Source organism: Flagellimonas ulvae (assembly GCF_049333175.1).
Taxonomy (GTDB): domain Bacteria; phylum Bacteroidota; class Bacteroidia; order Flavobacteriales; family Flavobacteriaceae; genus Flagellimonas.
In genome coordinates this window covers 44,847-62,104 of sequence record NZ_CP186325.1, presented here as the reverse complement: position 1 = coordinate 62,104, position 17,258 = coordinate 44,847, and the positions used below count along the sequence as shown (strand labels likewise).

Below are 17,258 nucleotides of genomic sequence, written 5' to 3'. Positions count from 1 at the left end.
AATTCATTGGTATTTTTAGGTTTAGAAACAAGACATATTAAAAGTGGAAAATATTACTTGTGTTAAAGAGTTAGGGCACGAATTATAACTCCCTTAACAACTAATTTTTATCCAAATTCAACTATCTAAGTATTCCGTAAAATTAGAATAATCCCAAAAATAAAAGACATTATTATTAATGCCCACATGTTTACAAGAACTCCCCAAGATGCCATTCCATGATTACTCATTTTGAATGAATTATTTTTCTTTAACTGAAAACTTAATAAAAATATTCCGATTAGAATTAATGTAATTCCAGAGATAATTGGATAATGATCCATAAAGTAAACTGCAGTTTCCTTTAATTCAACAATAAACTCTTTTACTGGATTCTTTTTAATGTGTTACAAAGATTGTGATATGGCTTTCGTTTTAAGAAGCTAAATCATCCGATAAGTTAAGTTAAAAAACAAAAAGTCAATCTAAAACTAATATAAGCCACTTTTTAAATTAAGTTAGGCTAGAATTATTAAGCTTTCTTAGAAATTTGGTATTCCTTTTTAAAAGGTCGGATAATTAAACGAGCTTCCCTATCAAACTTAATGTAGTTATACACCCAATTGATAAAGACCACTACCCTATTGCGGAAGCCAATTAAAAAATAAAGATGCACGAACATCCATACATACCAAGCAAATACGCCTTGAAACTTAAATTTCTTCAAGTCTACAACAGCTTTATTGCGTCCTACGGTTGCCATACTTCCCTTGTCCTTATATTTAAAAGGTTTCATGGATTTACCCTCTACCAAGCGGGCTAAATTTTCACCCAGACTTTCCCCTTGCTGCATAGCTGGCTGGGCCATCATAGGGTGACCGTAGGGAAACTCCTCGGTTTCCATTTGGGCTACATCGCCAATGGCAAAAATCTCTTCAAACCCCTCAACTTGATGCAAATTATTCACTTTGAGCCGACTACCACGACTAAGTAACTCTTCTGCATCCAACCCTTTAATGCTAACAGCTTTAACACCCGCGGCCCAAACCAAAGTGCAAGCCTCAAAGGAAGTGTCCGTATTGGTAGTGACTTGTTTGCCATCATAATCGCTGACACGAATGTTTTTCCAAACGTTCACCCCAAGTTTCTCCAAAAATCGTTCTGCTTTTTTAGAAGCCACTTCGCTCATTGCGGGAAGTATACGATCACTACCTTGAACCAAGTTTATCTGTGCCCTTCGGGTATCCAAATCCGGATAATCCTTCGGTAATATTCCTTTCTTAATTTCAGCCAAAGCACCTGCCAATTCAACTCCCGTAGGGCCTCCTCCAACTATTACAAAATTCATTAACGCGTCACGTTCGTGCAGGTCATCCGTCAACAAAGCTTGCTCAAAGTTTTCCAAAATCAAACTTCTCAGATTCAGGGATTGGGGAACGGTCTTCATGGCCATGCCATAGGACTCAATATTCTTATTCCCAAAAAAATTGGTCTGTGAACCTGTTGCAACTACCAGATAATCGTAAGCAATACCGCCAATATTGGTCTCCAGTCTTTTATTTTCAGTATCAATTTGCATGACCTCAGCCAAACGAAAGTAAAAATTGGGATAGCCTTGCAATACTTTTCGAATAGGATATGCGATGGAATCCGGTTCAAGACCTCCTGTAGAAACCTGATATAACAAAGGTTGAAAGGTGTGGTAATTGTGCTTGTCCAGTAAAAGTACTTGTACATCCTTCCCGGAAAGTTTTTTTGCTAAAGCAATGCCTCCAAATCCTCCTCCAATAATAATGATTCGTGGAAAACTGGATTGCGGAATGTTCATCTCTGACATGGTTATAAAAGTACATATTCCAGTTATTACAATCTTACTTTAGAAAGGGTTTTTTAGTACCTTTAGTTTTCTGACTAACTCATATAACCCATGAAAAAAATATTGCTCCTTTGCACATTGAGTGTATTAAGTACAGCCATATTCTCGCAAAAAAAGGCAGATGATGTGCTAAAGAAATTGGAATCCAACCAAAAAAAGTATTCGGATATAGCCCTTCAGATTTGGGATTTGGCTGAAATGGGATATTTGGAAGAAAAAAGTTCAGTTTTACTGCAAAAAACGCTTTCAGATGAAGGCTTTTCCATTCAAAAAGGCGTAGCGGGTATCCCAACGGCATTTGTTGCCGAATATGGTTCTGGATATCCTGTAATTGCAATTTTAGGGGAGTATGATGCACTTCCAGGACTTTCGCAGCAGGCGATTCCTGAAAAAAAGACAGCCAATAAAGCTGCAGGACATGCATGTGGGCATCATTTATTCGGTACTGCTTCAACTGCAGCGGCCATATCCGCAAAAGAGTGGCTAAAGGCCAATAATATTAAGGGCACTATACGATTTTACGGATGTCCGGCAGAAGAAGGAGGCTCTGGAAAAGTCTATATGGTACGAGAAGGGCTTTTTGATGATGTGGATGTAGCTCTGCACTGGCACCCAAGCTCACAAAATGCAGCCAATGCAGGTGCTGCCCTGGCCAATAAGTCTGCAAAGTTTAGATTTTATGGCACCTCTGCCCACGCTGCAGGCGCTCCAGATAGAGGTCGTTCGGCATTAGATGGTGTTGAAGCTATGAATATGATGGTTAACATGATGCGTGAGCACATTCCGCAAGAAGCTAGAATTCACTATGTAATCACCGACGGTGGCAAGGCGCCCAATGTGGTTCCAAATTTTGCGGAAGTCTACTACTATGCTCGACACGGAAAAAGAGATGTGGTAATTGATATTTTTGACCGAATCGTAAAAGCCGCTGAAGGTGCCGCGCTGGGCACAGGCACCACCATGGATTATGAAATGATTGGGGGAACGCATGAGCTTCTTCCTAATCTCACCCTGCAAAAGCTCATGCACAAAAAATTGAGTACGGTTGGAGGTATCACCTACACGGATGAAGAAAAGCAGTTTGCAGAAAAAATATCCAAAAGTCTTGGTTACGAGGAGTTGGATATGAAGCGTGCATTGAACATTCAACCTTATAAAGAAGAAGCTCGTGCCTATGGCTCAACTGATGTGGGCGATGTGAGCTTTGCTGTGCCTACAGTGGGCATGGGAACTGCTACTTGGGTGCCTGGAACACCAGCCCATAGCTGGCAAGCAGTTGCTGCTGGTGGCACTTCAATTGGAACAAAAGGTATGATGGTAGCGGCCAAAACGCTTACACTCACTGCACTTGAATTGTTTCAAGACCCAAAAATTGTGGAAAAGGCTAAAGAGGAGTTTCAAGAGCGTTGTGGAAAGGACTTCAAGTACATTCCTTTATTGGGGGATAGACCCCCTGCACTGGATTATAGAAAATAATTGACTCTCCGGATTTGTAACAAAATTTAAAGTTAGCAGACCTATTAGGAAAACTTACCAACCACATTGAACAAAGAACTGGAACATCGTTTTGTTACCGAGCTTGAGGATAATCAGAATATTGTCCACAAGGTTTGTAGTTTGTACACCAATGATAGGGATTCCCATAAGGATTTATTCCAGGAAATCACAATTCAGCTATGGAAAGCGTATCCTAAGTTCAGAGGAGATTCCAAGTTTAGTACATGGATGTATCGGGTAGCATTGAATACGGCAATTACACTCTACAGAAAGTCAAAAAAGAGAGTGGATACTCAAGATTATGATTCCGTAATCTTCAAAATAAAAGCCGACGAATATGACGATACAGAAGAAAAGCAACTGAAGTTGATGTACAATGCCATTAAGCAACTTGGGGATATTGACAAAGCCTTGGTGTTCTTGTATTTGGAAGACAAAGATTACAGCGAAATTTCGGAAACCTTGGGTATTACGGAAGTAAATGCGCGGGTAAAAATGAACCGAATTAAAAATAAATTAAGAACCATCTTAAATCCTTAGGTATGATGGATGAACTGGAACTCTTAAAAAAAGACTGGCAGAAGAAGGAGGAGCACCTTCCTAAACTGTCCTACGACGATATTTATCCCATGATATGGAAAAAATCATCTTCCATGGTGAAGTGGATTTTTTACATCAGCATCATAGAATTTGTCTTCTGGGCGGCAATAAATTTCGTTTCAAGCGACCCCCAATATATGCAGGACCTGAAAGCCATGCATATCTACAACATCATGATGGTATTGAATTTCGTCAACTATGGCATTATCCTGTATTTCATTTTTAAGTTTTACCTGAATTATAAGAAAATTTCGGTAACAGATTCTTCAAGAAAATTGATGAAAACCATATTGAAGGTAAAACGAACCGTGACACAATACGTATGGTTCAATCTAATCATCTTCGCAACTTACATGATCATAAGTCTTTATGGTGTCCTGATTTTTAGTGACGAAGGCAGGGAGATTGTGAAAACCGCTACAGAACAAGGAAATGAGATGACATTCTGGTTTCTGGTAATTGCCGTATCCATCCTCTTTACAGGAGTTTTGCTCGTGGTAATCTGGTTGTTTTATAGACTCCTTTACGGGATTTTGCTTAAGAGGCTCAAAGAAAACTATCGGGAACTTAAAAAGCTTGAAGTTTAATTCCCTTTATAGCTGTATCTCCGCTTTTGGTGCTCTTCTTCATAGGCAATCAAATCTTCCTCTGGGATAACATGTAAAAAAGAAGGATGCTGCTCAATAGCGTACTCCAATTTTTCAATTATGGCTTCAACGGATTCATTGTCATAATCTATCTCCAATGGGGTTTTTATATGCATGGATTGTAGTATGCCTTTCTTTTTTACACGAAGTCCCTTTTTATCAAAAGAACGTCTAAAACCGTCTATTACCACCGGCACTACTACAGGTTTATATCGTTTAATAATATGTGCCGTACCCTTTCGCAAAGGTTTCCAGGGGGTCGTTGTTCCTTGAGGAAAAGTAATCACCCATCCATCGTCCAAAGCTTTGGCAATGTTGCTGATATCGCTCATTTTCACCTGCCTGTTCACATCTTGTCCATCTGCCCTCCAAGTACGCTCAATACTAATGGAACCTGCATAGGCCAGTATCTTGGCCAAGATACTCTGCTTCATGGTTTCCTTGGCAGCCACATAGTAAATGTTAAGCTTCGGATTCCATAAGTATCCTAGATTTTTGATATTATCTTCCCTGCCACTTAAACTCGCATTGAAAACATGGAACATAGCTACAACATCTGCAAAATACGTTTGGTGATTACTAACAAAAAGGACATTGTTTTCCGGAAGGTCCCGAATCACATGTGAGCCCTCAATTTCGAGCGTATTGAAACCTTTATACCGTTGATGGGTCATCATACCGGCAATACGAATCAACCACTTTTTTAGAAAAAGGATATGTCCAAAAGGATTTTCTTTAAAGAGCCCCATATATAACTGTGAAAAGCTAATTTACAAAAATGCACCTTATAGCACCTGTTCAAGAAGTTCTTTGATTTCACTTAGCATCATGGCAGTGGCACCCCATACAGTATAACCATTTAGTTTAAAGGCAGGTACGTTAATATTTTTTGCATAAGATGTGCTCAATTTTTCTTCGGAAAGGTTGGTATGATCCAAAAAATCTGACAGATTGACCTCAACAAGTGCTTCTACCTCGCTTTCTTGAATTTGGAACACCTCAGGTTTGGAATACACTCCAAAATAGGGTTGAACCAGATAGTTACTCGGTGGAATGTATACTTCGCTAAGTTGCTTCAGCACCTCTACGGATTCTTTGGGTACCCCAACCTCTTCATAAGTTTCTCGCAAAGCGGTTTCCATAAGATTTTCATCTTCTGGTTCCAGTTTACCTCCTGGAAAAGCAATTTGGTTGGAATGCACGCCCCGATATGTCTTCCTCAAAATGAGTAGCAAATGAGTTAGTTGCTCATTATTTGGATAGAACAAGGCCATTACCCCTGCCTTTTTAGGGTTTTGTGCCTTTATTTTATTCAGTTCCAACCATTGTTTCCGAAATGCAGGTGACATTTTATGATGGGAATGGCTGCCGGGCAGCGGTAGATTTTTTATTTTTAAAACTTGTTCGTAAAACTCTTGAAAATCCATGAGGCTAATGAAATCAGCTTTGTTTACAAGTATACTACTATTTTTTTTGCTGTCCTGCGGTGAAAAAAACAAAAAGGAAGAGCAGCAAAGCGCAACCCAAGAAGAGGTAAAGGACAGTATTCCACAAGTGTCTGAAAACCTTGAACCCGAAGAAGAGGAAAAGGAAGAGGAGTTTGTATTGACAGAAGAAAATGCCATCGATTTCTTTTTTGAATATGCCAAAGAAGAAAAGGCAAACCGGGTAAAATTGACCACCAGCCTGGGTAGTTTTACCGTTCAGTTGTATGATAATGTACCGTATCATAAGGCCAATTTCATCTACCTGGCCCGCAAAGGCTATTTTGACAATACGCAGTTTCACCGAGTTGTTAAAGATTTTATTATCCAGGGAGGCAATTCAGATGATAAGGCAACTCCACAAAAAAGAAGGAAAATTGGTAGGTATTTGCTTCCCCCAGATGCTAAAAAGGGATACAAACACCATCGGGGGACCATATCCATGCCTAGTAGTGAAAGAGACAATCCACACAAATTGGCTTCTCCCTACGAGTTTTTTATTGTGGTGACCAAACCTGGGTCTTATCATTTAGATGGTTCATACACCCCGTTCGGGAGAGTGGTACAAGGAATGGATGTAGTGGATGCCATCAATGAAGTTCCTGTTGGTGACGGAGATTGGCCCTGGCAAAATGTGTATATCCTCAAAGCGGAAGTTCTGTAGTCAGGCCTTGGAAGAATAAATGTTAGGCAAGCGAATACTAAAACGCACTGCAAGAATCCGCATAACAATTACCGCTAATATTCCTGCCACATAAGCATATGCATCAGGAACGCCCAACCAGTTGACTATAAAATACAATGTTCCTCCTAGGATACATGCCGTAGCATAAATCTCTTTTCTGAAGATGACGGGGATTTCATTACAAAGAATATCGCGAAGCACACCTCCAAAACTGGCGGTCATGGTTCCCAAAGCAATGCACATCACAGGAGATAAGTTGGCCTCCAATCCTTTTTCAATTCCTAGCATAGTATATAGACCGATGCCTATAGTATCAAACAAAAAAAGTGACTTTCTCAAGTATTTTAGCTGACGAGAAAAAAGTATGGTCAACAATACGGTAATGGGAATAATGGTCACATAGGTCAAATCACGCATCCAAGTAACGGGAGTATTGCCAATCAGCAAATCCCGCAGTGTACCTCCACCAATAGCGGTCACAAAGGCAATAATTAAAACCCCAAAAAGATCCAGACGTTTATCCATTGCCACCAAAACCCCAGACACAGCAAAGGCAATGGTACCCAGAACATCGACCAATTGATAAAACTCCATTACATTTTTTGTGTATAAAAATTATAGTCCTTCAAAACGGTATCCAGATAAGGAGCATCATAAAGCTCTGAATTTGTATTCAAAATAGTTTCCACTTTTACACGGAGGGCTTTAAGGGTTTTAAAATCACTGCTCTTTTTAGCTATCAAATACGTTTCCTTAATCAAGCGTACATCTTTGTCTGTTAGCACAGTGACGTTGGTGAATTGCGGTTGATATTGCTCTTCCACCTCTTCCAAAATAGTATGGGAAACCTTGGTCTTGTTTTTGGTACTTATCACAACGGTTCCTGCAGCTGCATCCCCTACTCTTTGCCTTCGTTCAGAAAACAGGATACTAAGAATACCAATGGACCCCAGAAAAATCCAGATATCAACTAAGCGCAACATCCACCTAACCAAATAATTGCTCCAATGCACAGGCGTACCATCAACCCGAACGACTCGCATTTTTAGAAGCATTTTGCCCACTGTTCTCCCATTGAAGATGCTGTGCATCAAAAGACTATAGAACATGGCCGGTAAGAAGATAAGTGCCATTAAACCACGTTGCGTCCAACTATCCTCGTATACGTATGAAATGGCATCTCCAATAAGGTTAATCAAAATTGCATACATATAGAGAATAAGCCCATCTATTAAAAATGCAACAATTCGTTCTCCGATACCTACAATTTTGTAATCTAGATTTACATTTTGTGTGGTATTGATTTGGAGGTTACTCATATAACATTAATTTTAAGCTGTCGGTAAACAAAACATATGCGCGAAGCAGCTTTTGTGAAACAAAATAAGGAAAAATGGATAGCATTTGAAAAGGCCATCCTCAATGGTTCTTCCACAAGTCCCGACGAGTTGGCCGACGGCTATATCCAATTGACCAACGACTTGGCTTATGCCCAAACCTACTACGCTGAAAGTAAGACTTTATTGTATCTAAATTCACTTGCTTCGCAGGCGCATCAAAAAATTTACAAAAACAAAAAAGAGTCACGAAATAGAATTATTGAGTTCTGGGGATATGAATTTCCACTCTTTTTTAAACAATATCACAAAACACTGCTTATCGCTTTTTTGATTTTTGCAGTAGCTACGGCCATTGGAAGTTTATCCGCTTTAAATGATGCTTCTTTCGTTCGATTGATTCTTGGAGATGCATATGTAAACTTGACTTTGGAAAACATTGCTAAAGGTGAACCTACAGCTATCTATAAAAGTGGCAGTGAAATCGGTACTTTTTTGGGAATAACCATAAACAATATCCGAGTGGCCCTAATTGCTTTTGCCTTTGGGGTTATTACCAGTATTGGAACGGCCTATGTGCTTTTTAGCAACGGTGTAATGTTGGGAGCGTTCGTTACATTCTTTTATACCAAAGGCGTTTTTTTTGAAGCCAATCGTCAAATCTGGCTGCATGGTACCATCGAAATTTCAGTAATAATCATTGCAGGATGTGCTGGGCTAATTATGGGAAACAGTATTTTGTTCCCCAAAACCTTTTCACGCCGCGTTTCATTTATGAAAGGAGCCAAAGATGGACTAAAAGTGGTGGTTAGTACCATCCCATTCTTTATCATAGCAGGTTTTATTGAAGGTTTCATTACCCGATATGCCAATATGCCGGATTGGTTGGCGTTTCTCATTATTGGAGGCTCTTTGGCCCTTATTGTGTTTTACTATATCATTTATCCCATTACCCTAAACAAATTGAATGGCAGACAAATACCTAGAACTTAGAATTAACCGTGATTTTGGGGACATTCTCTCCGTTTATTTTGATTTTCTGAAACAGAACATCAAAACCTTTACCAACGTTTTCCTTCGGTACAATGGCATCTTCATCATCGGCCTTTTGATAACCAGTTATCTGTTGGTATCTGGTTTTGTGGGTTTAATTGCTGCTGATGGCTTATACGGCAATGGAAGTGGAACCGTTTCAGAAGAGGATTATCTCATCTATTTGTTTTCCGGATTAGGAATCTTCTTTGTCATATTTATGATAGTTGCTGCCCTAAATTTTAGCATCAGTTCCTCTTACTTGGTAAAATATGATGAAACCAAAGGAAACCTGTTTGACAAGAAGGAGGTTTGGAACCTGTTCAAAGATAGGTTGGGTAGTATTCTGCTATTCATAGTGATACTTGTTCCCATTTATCTTGTATTTATTGTTGTGGTTTTGATAACTGCCTTTATTCCATTAGCTGGCATATTTATTCAATATGTATTACAGTTTTTCTTAGCTGCTTGGGTTGGTGTTTCCTTTTTCTGTATGTTGACAGAGAAAAAAGGAGTAATGGATGCTTTTGGAGAAGGGTGGTCCTTGGTTATTAATAATTTTTGGAAATCCATCGGGGTCAATTTCATTTTAGGCCTCTTGAACGGGCTCCTATTTTTTATCATCATGGTAATCCCTGGGGTTATTATTGGAATATATACTTTTCATGTAGTAGAAAACAACGTGGATGTTACTGGTTCAGTCATTTCCATGGTCATTTATACTTTGGCCTTATGTTTAGTTTTGGTTGCGTCCGTCTATGCACAATGCCTTTCCCAATTTGTTAATGGAATTCTGTACTACGCACTTCATGAAAAGACGTATAACGTGAATACCCGAAGTAAAATTGAAGAAATAGGAGAGTCCAATCTGTGAGAAGGGTTATATGTCTTTTACTTCTATTCCCGTTTTTAGGGTTTGGCAATCTTCAAGACAAAGATTCGCTACAACTCAAGTATGATAGTGATTCCAAGTTGGAAGAGCGCAGTTTTAATCAAGACTTGTCTCAAAAATATCAAGGAGATGAATTCAATTATGAAATCAAAACTGGAGAATCCCAAAATCTGCTGCTCAGGTTTTTAAGATGGTTATTTGGTGGTTTGGGCGAAATTTTTGGTTTTGATGTTTCTCCCAACACTTTAAAGGTCATTCAATATTTCATTTATGTGTTGATGGGCCTCTTGGTCATCTATCTACTCGTTCGGTTTTTGGTCAATGAGCGATTTGGTTCCATTTTTACCAAGAAAGCAAATTCCATATTGGATGTAGATCTATCTGAACAGCATATTGAGAGTTTGGATTTGGATTCCCTGATGAACGAGGCGCTTCAAAAGAAGGATTATCGATTGGCAGTCCGGTATCAGTTTTTGAAGGTTTTGAAACGACTCTCCCAAAAGCAATTGATTGATTGGCATTTTGAAAAAACAAATTCGGACTACGAAAAGGAACTAAAAGAAAATCGGCTTAAAACAAAGTTCAAAGAGGTATCCTATCTCTACGAACATATTTGGTACGGTGAAAATCCCATAACGGAAAGGCAATACCAAAAAACAGACCATAGGTTCAATGCTCTAAACACATTAATTCCTTTATAAGATTTGGATAAACGGTCAAAAATAGTACTCGGTGTTTTTTGCTTGGTGATTCTTGGAATCATCATTACGGAGATAGTCCGTCCACGGCCAATTAATTGGAGACCCTCTTACACCAATGCGGATAAAATACCCTATGGTTGTTATGTGCTCTACAATGAACTCTCTGAACTCTTCAATACTACGGATATTGAAACGGTTTATGACAATACCTACGATGCCCTTAGCAAAACGGACAGTATCCAAAAATCAGGGTTCATTTTTATCAATAACTTCATCTACTTTGATGAACAGGAAACCTACAGACTTTTGGATTATGTGCATCAGGGAAACACGGTGTTTATAGCTTCTTCCGATTTTGGAGGGATTCTTTCAGACACACTCAATATAGGTGTTATGTCCAGTTATAACTTGCAGGAGGAAGAGGCGGAATTGAACTTTACAAATAACAAATTCAAGAATCAAAAGTATACCTATTCAAGGGGTCTCTCATATACACGATTTTCCAGTATAGACACCCTCAATTCAAAAGTCTTGGGTCACATAAAATATACTGAGCGTAACGTTTTGGAAAATAAACCGGACGAATATATTAACGCTCCCAACTTTATTCAGACCCAATTCGGTAAAGGAACTTTTCTCTTAAATACCATACCACAAGCATACACCAACTATTATGTTCTTGGAGACAATCAGGAATATGTGGCCAACACCTTTTCTTATTTCGAAGAGGACACTATTTATTGGGATAACTATAAGAAAACGGGAAGAGTGGTGGTAACATCACCGTTGCGGTTTGTACTCACACAAAGTAGTCTAAAATGGGCCTATTACCTCACTATGGTTAGCCTACTTCTTTTTGTTCTCTTTAAGGCAAAGCGGCAACAACGTATTATTCCAGTAATCAAACCTTTGGAAAATTCATCGGTGGAATTTGCACGCACGGTCGGGGCCTTGTACTATCAAAACAAGGATTATACCGATTTGATTCAAAAGAAAACCACCTATTTTTTGGCCTATCTCCGAAACCGATATCATCTGGAACTTTCCAATATTTCGGACAGGACTGTACAGACATTGGCGGCTAAATCAGGTAAAGGAAAAGAAGAAACTAAAAAGCTATTGGAGCTCATTGTTTCACTAAAAAATAAAAAGACGCATACCGAGCAAGATAGTATTCTACTTAATAAAACAATTACAGATTTTAAAAAGTAACACATGGAAGAAAACGAGGCACAAAACGAAGGTTTGGAGTTCAATTCAAGAATTGACCTAAGCCAATTACAATCGGCCGTTTCTCAAATACAAACTGAATTGGGCAAGGTCATTATTGGTCAAGAGCGGATGATAGAGTTGCTCATCATATCCATTTTGGCCAATGGCCATTCCTTGATTGAAGGTGTTCCCGGTGTGGCGAAGACAGTTACCGCTAAACTCCTGGCCCGTACCATGAATGTAGATTTTAGTCGGATTCAGTTTACACCAGACCTTATGCCAAGTGATATTTTGGGAACTTCCGTTTTTAATGTAAAGAACTCAGAGTTTGAGTTTAAAAAAGGACCTTTATTTTCCAATATTATCCTGATTGATGAAATCAACAGAGCACCCGCCAAGACACAAGCTGCCCTTTTTGAGGCCATGGCGGAACGACAAATCACCATGGATGGCACCGAATACACCATGGAACCACCATTCTTGGTGTTTGCCACTCAAAACCCTGTGGAGCAAGAAGGTACATATCGATTACCTGAAGCGCAATTGGACCGTTTTCTTTTCAAAATTGAAGTAAACTATCCTTCACTGGAAGAGGAAGTACAAATCTTGGAAAGCAAACACAATAACAAACATGTAGTGGAAGAAGAACTAGTGAGTCCGGTTTTGTCAGCGGTGGAAATTGCGGAATACCAAAAGATTATTAAAGAGATTACCGTAGAGAAAAACCTAATCACCTACATTGCCTCCATTGTAAACAATACCCGAAACAATGCAAACCTATACTTGGGTGCATCTCCACGGGCTTCCATTGCTCTAATGGATGCATCAAAAGCTCTAGCGGCCATGAACGGTCGAGACTTTATTACGCCCGACGATATTAAGAAAGTAGCGCCTTCTATATTGTCCCACAGAATTATTCTCACTCCAGAGCGTGAGATGGAAGGCCTAACAGCAAACCAAGTAGTAAAACAGATTGTAGAAAGCATCGAAATTCCAAGATAAAGAGACATTTGAAAAGATTTTTTAGACATATTTATCTGCAACAGCGCTTTTTTGTAGTGCTGGTCTCATTGATTGTAGGGTTTTTGCTTTCATACATATACCCAAGTCTATATGGCGTTTTCCGAATTTTGTTTTTTGCTATCTGTCTACTGTTGATAGTAGATTATATTTTGCTTTTTTCATCCAAGGGCAAACTGCAGGCCCGGCGGATTGTGCCGGATAAATTATCCAACGGAGATATGAACCCTATTCAAATTTCCATTACCAATAGATATCTTTTCCAAACTACCTGTAGCATTATTGACGAACTCCCTTTTCAATTTCAAAAAAGGGATTTTGGAATAAAAAGCACTTTGAATTCTGGAAAAACCAAATCGTTTGAGTATCAACTAAGACCTACGGAGCGTGGAGTCTACGAGTTTGGTAGCTTAAATGTTTTTTCATCATCACCCATAGGGTTTTTGGCCAGAAGATATCGATTTGACACATCTGCAGAAGTTCCGGTGTATCCTTCATTTCTTCAGTTAAGAAAGTATGACCTTATTGCCTTTACCAATCGCCTCCACGAGTACGGGTTGAAGAAAATAAGACGTATAGGCCATACTATGGAGTTCGAGCAAATCAAGGAATATGTGCAAGGTGACGATATCCGGAACATTAATTGGAAAGCAACAGCAAAGAAAAACCAGTTAATGGTAAACCAATACCAGGACGAAAAATCGCAGCCCATCTATTCGGTAATTGACAAAGGTAGGGTGATGAAAATGCCCTTTGAAGGTTTGAGCTTGTTGGACTATGCCATAAATGCAACTTTGGTCATCAGTAATATTGCTTTAAAAAAACAAGACAAGGCAGGCATGTTTTCTTTTAGCAACACTATTGAAAATCGGGTAGTCGCAGAGCGTAGAAACTCTCAAATGAACTTGATTCTAGAAACGCTGTATAACTTAAGAACCAATTATGTAGAGAGTGACTTTAGTAGATTGTATGTTGACATTAAACGTAACCTGAATCAACGAAGTCTACTCTTGCTATACACTAATTTTGAAACCCTTGATGCCTTGCACAGACAAATGGGGTACTTGCAGGCCATTGCCAAACAACATTTATTGGTGGTTATTTTCTTTGAGAATACCGAGCTGCATGAGTTTACTGATAAAAAAGCGGAAAACATCCAACAAGTATTTGAACAAACCATTGCCGAGAAGTTTGTCTATGAAAAGAAATTGATTGTAAACGAGCTGCGCAAACACGGAATTCAGACCATTTTGACCAAGCCTGAAGACCTTACTATCAATACAATCAACAAATATTTGGAAATAAAAGCTAGGGGGCTGATTTAGCTAATTGCTCAAAATCATTAAAAACATTTGCGGAGAAACCAAAAGGAGTCAAATTGGGCAATGCCGCTTCAGTTTTTGCTTTGTTTAGAAAGACAATGTCAAGAGATTCCAATTGAGGTTGAACTGTAACAGAACGCCCTGAGTATCGAAGCCTTCCATCTTTGTCTTTCTTTGAAAAAAGCTCAATGGTAAAACCTACGGTAACCCCACCCAAAATGGTAGCAATCAAATCATCATTGTCCCATCCATTATCCCTTTGACTTGCATCTACTGATTCTTTGGCCAAACCTATTAAGGTACTTCCGGCTACAGCACCAACAAAGGTCCAAACCCGGTTTCCGTCAGATGCTTTTTTTGCTATCCCTGCACCCACTAAACCAAACAAGCCACCTCCAACAAAATGAAGTGCCTTATCGCGTTCTATTTGCCCATGCATAGTAATCGCAAGGCATAAAACGACCATTGTGGGGATGAGTCTTTTCATACGGGCTAAAAGTATCAAAAAGTGCAGTGAAAACCTATAAGGAAGGTATTCGGTTTTTTGCTGTATTATATTCCGCTATTATTTCGGAGATAATTTCAGAAGCGGGCTTAATATCATGAATAAGACCAGAGACCTGACCGATTTCCAATTCGCCATTTTCCATATCCCCTTCAAACATACCTCGTTTAGCGCGGGCACGTCCCAAAAGTGTTTTTAATTCTTCTACAGAGGCATGGTTCTGATACGCTTGTTGAACTTCCTGGTAAAACTCATTTTTCAACATTCTTACTGGGGCCAATTCCTTTAAAGTAAGTTGGGTATCCCCTTCCTTGGCTTCTACCACAGCTTTTTTAAAGGTTTCATGGGATGACGCTTCAATACTTGCCACAAACCGACTTCCAATTTGAACACCGTCAGCCCCCAATATCATAGCAGCCAACATGGCCCTTCCAGTCGAAATCCCCCCAGCAGCAATCAAAGGAATTTCTATTTGTTCCTTTACAGAAGGAATCAAGACCAGTGTGGTGGTTTCGTCTCTACCATTATGTCCACCTGCTTCAAACCCTTCTGCAACAACGGCATCTACACCAGCATCTTGCGCTTTAAGTGCAAATTTTACGCTGCTAACCACATGTACAACGGTGATTCCCTTCTCCTTCAAAAATGATGTCCAGTTTTTTGGATTTCCTGCGGAAGTGAATACAATCTTGACCCCATTTTCAATAATTATTTGCATAAGCTGGTCCAAATCTGGATAAAGCATGGGCACATTAACGCCAAAGGGTTTATCCGTGGCTTTTTGACATTTTTTAATGTGCTCATCCAGTACTTCAGGATACATACTGCCTGCTCCTATGATTCCCAACCCCCCTGAATTGGAAACTGCAGACGCCAGACGCCAGCCACTGGCCCAAATCATTCCTGCCTGAACAATGGGGTATTGAATATTGAAAAGCTCGGTAATTCTATTTTTATTCATATTTCTTTATGATATAACCCCTGAACCAATTAGTTCATCTTTCAAATACCAGGCAACAAACTGACCTTCGGTAATGGCAGATTGTTTTTCCTCAAAATCCACGTAGAGTCCAGATTCAATTTTATACAATGTGGCCTTTTGCAAAGGTTGGCGATACCGGATTCGGGCCATTACCTTCATAGTTTCATCAGGCTGCAACGATAAATCAGGTCTTACCCAATGCAATTCTTCTTCCTTTACAAAAAGGGTCTGTCGGTAAAGACCTGGGTGCATTTTTCCCTGCCCTGTGTAAATGATGTTCTTTTCCACATCTGTTTCTATTACAAATAAAGGTTCCTTAGTGCCACCTACATCCAGACCTTTCCGTTGGCCTATGGTAAAATAATGTGCCCCCTGGTGTTCTCCCACCACTTTTCCATCGGATTCGGCATAGACTTTCTTTTCAGAAAGAAAAGCAAGTTCATCACGCTTTGAGTCAAAAGTTGGCGCACTGTCTTCAAAATGATGTGCTGTTGAAGGAACTTCCACAATCACTCCTTTTTTCGGTTGAAGTTTCTGTTGTAGAAATTCAGGCAGTCGAACTTTTCCAATAAAGCAGAGACCTTGGGAGTCTTTTTTATCTGCAGTAATTAACCCATTGTCAGCTGCTATTTCTCTTACCTCTGTTTTGGTCAATTCTCCTATTGGGAAAAGTGTTTTGGACAATTGCTCTTGTGATAATTGACATAGAAAATAGGACTGATCCTTGTTTTTATCCACCCCCGCTAGCAGTTGATGGGTCTCATTTCCATCTTTATCCAAGATGGTTCCTTTTCGGCAGTAATGCCCCGTAGCCACATAATCGGCGCCAAGCTGTAATGCTATTTTCAAAAACACATCAAACTTAATTTCACGATTACAGAGCACATCAGGGTTTGGGGTACGTCCCTTTTCATATTCATTGAACATATAATCAACAATGCGTTCCTTATAAACTGCGCTCAAATCGACAGTCTGGAATGGAATTCCCAATTTTTCCGCCACAATCAGTGCATCGTTACTGTCCTCCAACCAAGGGCATTCATCAGAGATGGTAACCGAGTCATCATGCCAATTCTTCATAAATAGGCCAATCACTTCGTAGCCCTGCTCCTTTAATAAATAGGCAGAAACACTAGAGTCTACTCCTCCCGATAAACCAACAACAACCTTCTTCATTTTGTTTTAATTGACCATGCAAAATTACAAAATAGCCCTTGATATTCTTATGCCTCTCTTAGTCGTTGTTAAATACTCTTTCTAACCTCTTTAGATGATTTTTACAATTTTATGAAACCTTATATTCCTAATCGATAGGTATTTTATCGTACAGTTTAAAAACAATAGCATTGGTAAATAATTTGTTTAACAATTAAGATTTGCTAATAGTTATGATAAAAACATAAAGGAAATTGATTAACAATAGTGCGCTCATCTTAGACAAAATAGCACCTTTAGAAAAAGTTACATCCCTTGATATTGAACCGTTT

The 17,258-nt window shown here is 39.2% G+C and carries 18 protein-coding genes; 10 read left to right on the top strand and 8 right to left on the bottom strand.

Annotated elements, in window-relative coordinates; genetic code table 11:
* Window positions 1-511: 511 nt before the first annotated feature.
* The gene (locus ACOKFD_RS00270; RefSeq protein WP_422859417.1) at window positions 512-1,807 is read right to left on the bottom strand and encodes an NAD(P)/FAD-dependent oxidoreductase; all 1,296 of its coding nucleotides are present in this window, start codon (window positions 1,805-1,807) and stop codon (window positions 512-514) included.
* A gap of 99 nt (window positions 1,808-1,906) precedes the next feature.
* Between ACOKFD_RS00270 and ACOKFD_RS00265 the strand changes: the two genes are divergently transcribed.
* From ACOKFD_RS00265 to ACOKFD_RS00255, 3 genes are all read left to right on the top strand, one after another.
* Window positions 1,907-3,331 carry an amidohydrolase gene (locus ACOKFD_RS00265; protein ID WP_422859416.1) on the top strand — a complete coding sequence of 475 codons (1,425 nt, stop codon included), beginning with the start codon at window positions 1,907-1,909 and terminating at the stop codon, window positions 3,329-3,331.
* A gap of 66 nt (window positions 3,332-3,397) precedes the next feature.
* Window positions 3,398-3,892: a sigma-70 family RNA polymerase sigma factor gene (locus ACOKFD_RS00260; protein ID WP_298997780.1), complete on the top strand. Its 495-nt coding sequence runs from the start codon at window positions 3,398-3,400 to the stop codon at window positions 3,890-3,892.
* 5 nt (window positions 3,893-3,897) lie between these two features.
* Window positions 3,898-4,539, top strand: coding sequence for a hypothetical protein (locus ACOKFD_RS00255; RefSeq protein ID WP_422860987.1), 642 nt, complete (start codon window positions 3,898-3,900; stop codon window positions 4,537-4,539).
* On the opposite strand, the gene ACOKFD_RS00250 is transcribed toward ACOKFD_RS00255, so the two are convergent.
* Together ACOKFD_RS00250 and ACOKFD_RS00245 are read right to left on the bottom strand one after the other, a co-directional pair.
* Window positions 4,536-5,348, bottom strand: a complete 813-nt coding sequence (locus ACOKFD_RS00250) for a lysophospholipid acyltransferase family protein (RefSeq protein WP_422859415.1) — start codon at window positions 5,346-5,348, stop codon at window positions 4,536-4,538. The two genes, ACOKFD_RS00255 and ACOKFD_RS00250, sit on opposite strands and share 4 nt — an antisense overlap.
* A 36-nt stretch (window positions 5,349-5,384) precedes the next feature.
* Window positions 5,385-6,026 carry an NUDIX hydrolase gene (locus ACOKFD_RS00245; RefSeq protein WP_422859414.1) on the bottom strand — a complete coding sequence of 214 codons (642 nt, stop codon included), beginning with the start codon at window positions 6,024-6,026 and terminating at the stop codon, window positions 5,385-5,387.
* On the opposite strand from ACOKFD_RS00245, the gene ACOKFD_RS00240 reads away from it, so the two are divergent.
* Complete coding sequence (locus ACOKFD_RS00240) at window positions 6,025-6,747, top strand: peptidylprolyl isomerase (protein WP_422859413.1); 723 nt, start codon at window positions 6,025-6,027, stop codon at window positions 6,745-6,747. The two genes, ACOKFD_RS00245 and ACOKFD_RS00240, sit on opposite strands and share 2 nt — an antisense overlap.
* Here the strand turns inward: ACOKFD_RS00240 and ACOKFD_RS00235 are convergent, their stop codons facing one another.
* Both ACOKFD_RS00235 and ACOKFD_RS00230 read right to left on the bottom strand, forming a co-directional pair.
* Window positions 6,748-7,362: a trimeric intracellular cation channel family protein gene (locus tag ACOKFD_RS00235; RefSeq protein ID WP_422859412.1), complete on the bottom strand. Its 615-nt coding sequence runs from the start codon at window positions 7,360-7,362 to the stop codon at window positions 6,748-6,750. It abuts the gene before it with no gap.
* Complete coding sequence (locus ACOKFD_RS00230) at window positions 7,362-8,087, bottom strand: RDD family protein (protein WP_298997767.1); 726 nt, start codon at window positions 8,085-8,087, stop codon at window positions 7,362-7,364. Before ACOKFD_RS00230 ends, ACOKFD_RS00235 begins: the two co-directional genes overlap by 1 nt.
* A gap of 36 nt (window positions 8,088-8,123) precedes the next feature.
* Here ACOKFD_RS00230 and ACOKFD_RS00225 point away from each other — a divergent pair, with 36 nt between their 5' ends.
* Genes ACOKFD_RS00225 through ACOKFD_RS00200 form a run of 6 tightly spaced genes read left to right on the top strand, consistent with a single transcriptional unit; the run spans window position 8,124 to window position 14,287 of the window.
* The gene (locus tag ACOKFD_RS00225) at window positions 8,124-9,098 is read left to right on the top strand and encodes a stage II sporulation protein M (RefSeq protein WP_422859411.1); all 975 of its coding nucleotides are present in this window, start codon (window positions 8,124-8,126) and stop codon (window positions 9,096-9,098) included.
* Window positions 9,073-10,011 (top strand): hypothetical protein, encoded by a 939-nt coding sequence (locus ACOKFD_RS00220; protein WP_422859410.1) that lies wholly within the window; start codon window positions 9,073-9,075, stop codon window positions 10,009-10,011. The genes ACOKFD_RS00225 and ACOKFD_RS00220 overlap by 26 nt, the downstream gene beginning before the upstream one ends.
* Complete coding sequence (locus ACOKFD_RS00215) at window positions 10,008-10,730, top strand: DUF4129 domain-containing protein (protein ID WP_422859409.1); 723 nt, start codon at window positions 10,008-10,010, stop codon at window positions 10,728-10,730. The genes ACOKFD_RS00220 and ACOKFD_RS00215 overlap by 4 nt, the downstream gene beginning before the upstream one ends.
* Window positions 10,731-10,733: 3 nt before the next feature.
* The gene (locus ACOKFD_RS00210) at window positions 10,734-11,942 is read left to right on the top strand and encodes a DUF4350 domain-containing protein (protein WP_422859408.1); all 1,209 of its coding nucleotides are present in this window, start codon (window positions 10,734-10,736) and stop codon (window positions 11,940-11,942) included.
* A gap of 3 nt (window positions 11,943-11,945) precedes the next feature.
* Window positions 11,946-12,944, top strand: coding sequence for an AAA family ATPase (locus tag ACOKFD_RS00205; protein ID WP_298997753.1), 999 nt, complete (start codon window positions 11,946-11,948; stop codon window positions 12,942-12,944).
* 8 nt (window positions 12,945-12,952) lie between these two features.
* Window positions 12,953-14,287 (top strand): DUF58 domain-containing protein, encoded by a 1,335-nt coding sequence (locus ACOKFD_RS00200; RefSeq protein ID WP_422859407.1) that lies wholly within the window; start codon window positions 12,953-12,955, stop codon window positions 14,285-14,287.
* Here the strand turns inward: ACOKFD_RS00200 and ACOKFD_RS00195 are convergent.
* The 3 genes from ACOKFD_RS00195 to mnmA are packed head-to-tail and all read right to left on the bottom strand — an operon-like array spanning window position 14,271 to window position 16,947.
* Complete coding sequence (locus tag ACOKFD_RS00195) at window positions 14,271-14,771, bottom strand: hypothetical protein (protein ID WP_422859406.1); 501 nt, start codon at window positions 14,769-14,771, stop codon at window positions 14,271-14,273. The two genes, ACOKFD_RS00200 and ACOKFD_RS00195, sit on opposite strands and share 17 nt — an antisense overlap.
* Window positions 14,772-14,805: 34 nt before the next feature.
* Complete coding sequence (locus ACOKFD_RS00190; protein ID WP_422859405.1) at window positions 14,806-15,750, bottom strand: NAD(P)H-dependent flavin oxidoreductase; 945 nt, start codon at window positions 15,748-15,750, stop codon at window positions 14,806-14,808.
* Window positions 15,751-15,756: 6 nt separating this feature from the next.
* Window positions 15,757-16,947 carry a tRNA 2-thiouridine(34) synthase MnmA gene (mnmA, locus tag ACOKFD_RS00185; RefSeq protein WP_422859404.1) on the bottom strand — a complete coding sequence of 397 codons (1,191 nt, stop codon included), beginning with the start codon at window positions 16,945-16,947 and terminating at the stop codon, window positions 15,757-15,759.
* Between the last annotated feature and the right edge of the window lie 311 nt (window positions 16,948-17,258).

Bases quoted from the DNA above. Each gene is read 5' to 3' on its own strand.
- ACOKFD_RS00225 (WP_422859411.1), top strand. From the start codon at position 8,124: ATGCGCGAAGCAGCTTTTGTGAAACAAAATAAGGAAAAATGGATAGCA.
- ACOKFD_RS00230 (WP_298997767.1), bottom strand. From the start codon at position 8,087: ATGAGTAACCTCCAAATCAATACCACACAAAATGTAAATCTAGATTAC.
- ACOKFD_RS00205 (WP_298997753.1), top strand. From the start codon at position 11,946: ATGGAAGAAAACGAGGCACAAAACGAAGGTTTGGAGTTCAATTCAAGA.
- ACOKFD_RS00250 (WP_422859415.1), bottom strand. From the start codon at position 5,348: ATGGGGCTCTTTAAAGAAAATCCTTTTGGACATATCCTTTTTCTAAAA.
- ACOKFD_RS00245 (WP_422859414.1), bottom strand. From the start codon at position 6,026: ATGGATTTTCAAGAGTTTTACGAACAAGTTTTAAAAATAAAAAATCTA.
- ACOKFD_RS00265 (WP_422859416.1), top strand. From the start codon at position 1,907: ATGAAAAAAATATTGCTCCTTTGCACATTGAGTGTATTAAGTACAGCC.
- ACOKFD_RS00270 (WP_422859417.1), bottom strand. From the start codon at position 1,807: ATGAACATTCCGCAATCCAGTTTTCCACGAATCATTATTATTGGAGGA.
- ACOKFD_RS00220 (WP_422859410.1), top strand. From the start codon at position 9,073: ATGGCAGACAAATACCTAGAACTTAGAATTAACCGTGATTTTGGGGAC.
- ACOKFD_RS00240 (WP_422859413.1), top strand. From the start codon at position 6,025: ATGAGGCTAATGAAATCAGCTTTGTTTACAAGTATACTACTATTTTTT.
- ACOKFD_RS00255 (WP_422860987.1), top strand. From the start codon at position 3,898: ATGGATGAACTGGAACTCTTAAAAAAAGACTGGCAGAAGAAGGAGGAG.
- ACOKFD_RS00235 (WP_422859412.1), bottom strand. From the start codon at position 7,362: ATGGAGTTTTATCAATTGGTCGATGTTCTGGGTACCATTGCCTTTGCT.
- ACOKFD_RS00190 (WP_422859405.1), bottom strand. From the start codon at position 15,750: ATGAATAAAAATAGAATTACCGAGCTTTTCAATATTCAATACCCCATT.
- mnmA (WP_422859404.1), bottom strand. From the start codon at position 16,947: ATGAAGAAGGTTGTTGTTGGTTTATCGGGAGGAGTAGACTCTAGTGTT.
- ACOKFD_RS00195 (WP_422859406.1), bottom strand. From the start codon at position 14,771: ATGAAAAGACTCATCCCCACAATGGTCGTTTTATGCCTTGCGATTACT.